At 69.7% G+C, this 1,526-nt stretch carries 3 protein-coding genes and 1 pseudogene; all 4 read right to left on the bottom strand.

The window, feature by feature from the left end:
- Positions 1–704 (bottom strand): NAD-dependent epimerase/dehydratase family protein (locus ACTUAL_RS23130; protein WP_440901709.1); only part of this gene is annotated, 704 nt, incomplete at its 3' end.
- Positions 705–730: 26 nt separating this feature from the next.
- Complete coding sequence (locus tag ACTUAL_RS23125) at positions 731–832, bottom strand: 30S ribosomal protein bS22 (RefSeq protein WP_008356322.1); 102 nt, start codon at positions 830–832, stop codon at positions 731–733.
- A 105-nt stretch (positions 833–937) separates the two neighbouring features.
- Positions 938–1,144, bottom strand: a complete 207-nt coding sequence (locus ACTUAL_RS23120) for a helix-turn-helix domain-containing protein (protein ID WP_440901708.1) — start codon at positions 1,142–1,144, stop codon at positions 938–940.
- A gap of 188 nt (positions 1,145–1,332) precedes the next feature.
- A pseudogene (locus ACTUAL_RS23115) lies at positions 1,333–1,526 on the bottom strand (hypothetical protein); the annotation flags it as partial.

Here is a 1,526-nt window from a genome sequence, read left to right as displayed (position 1 = left end):
CCGGCGACGTTGAAGGTGCCGGGGACGTCGTGGCGCACCGCGTGCAGGAGCACGTCCATGAGGTCCTGCTCGTGCAGGAACTGCATGCGCGCGTCGTAGCCGAGCACCGTCGGGATGACCGGCAGCCGGAAGTAGCTGGTCATGGGGCTGACCACGTGGGGGCCGATCACGTTGGCGCACCGCAGCGTGGTCACTCGGACGTCGGGGCGGCGGCGGGCGACGCCGCGCACGTAGCCCTCGATCTCGTTGACGTCCTTGGCGTAGCCCGAGCGGGGCGCGCGCCGCGGCTCCATGTCCTCGGTGAACATCGCCGGGTCACGGGGGCTCGCGCCGTACACCGCGGTCGAGGACTTCACCACCAGCGCCCGCAGGCCCGGCGCCTTCTGGCAGGCGGCCAGGAGCTGCATCGTCCCGATGACGTTGAGCTCCTTCATCGTGTTCCGCCCCCCGGCGCTGCCGGGGGTGGAGATGACGCTCATGTGGACGACGGTGTCGACGTCCTCCTTGGCGATCACCTTGGCGATCACCGGGTTGCGGATGTCGGCACGCACGAACGAGACGTCGCCGATGTCGCCCCGCGGGGGGACGACGTCGACGCCGATCACCCGGTCGACCGTCGGGTCGGTGGCGATGGACCGCGCGAACCTGCGCCCCAGGTCGCGGGACACGCCCGTGACCAGGACGACCTTGCCGGCGCTGCCCATGGCGACCCCGCGACCCAGGAGGAGGCTTACTTGCCGAGCTTGCGGCGCTGGACGCGCGTCTTCTTCAGCAGCTTGCGGTGCTTCTTCTTGGCCATGCGCTTGCGCCGCTTCTTGATGACAGAACCCACGGGATACCTTTCACAGCTGTGTACCGCCCTGCGGAGACACCGCAGGACCGGCACAGCCTATCGGGCACCCGGAGGCAGGCAGAATCGCGGCCCCGGGCCGGACGGTCAGCCCGCGTCGTAGAAGCTCTTGCGGAGGTACTCGTTCGCGTCCTCCTCGCGGACGCGGAACGATCGGCCGACCCGGACAGCGGGCAGCTCGCCGCTGTGCACCAGGCGGAAGACGGTCATCTTAGAGACGCGCATCATCGCCGCGACCTCGGCCACGGTCAGGAACTTCGCCTCGGCGATGTCCCCGGAAGAGTTGGCAGCCATCGTGCACCAGCTCGCTTTCTATGCGCCCGCCACCGGCTTCCCCACCGGTGATCACACGGGCGGCGCTGACGTGAGAATAGGGCCTGGTGTGACTCGTGGGAAGGGATGGACGAAAGAAACCTGACTGGCCTACGGCGTGTTGCCTTGCGGAACCTTCCGGTGGACGTTCCACGCCGAGGTCTCGCGGGTCACGGGAACGGGTCGAGCCCGTGCAGCGGGAACACCTCGGTGCGGGTCGCGTGCACCGCCCGGTCCAGCCAGGCGTCGGGGTCGTACCCGCCCTCCCAGGCACGGTACGCCGGATTCCGCCCGTCCGTGAGCCGGTACGGCGCGGTGCGGCCGAGCCGCTCCTCGACGTACTCCCGGAAGCCCCCCGGCGTCT

Source organism: Actinosynnema sp. (assembly GCF_052038725.1).
The sequence above is the reverse complement of the archived record's forward strand: the minus strand, read 5'-3'. Positions and strand labels throughout refer to the sequence as shown.

Coding starts and splice junctions, on each gene's coding strand:
- ACTUAL_RS23120 (WP_440901708.1), bottom strand. CDS start 1,144: ATGGCTGCCAACTCTTCCGGGGACATCGCCGAGGCGAAGTTCCTGACC.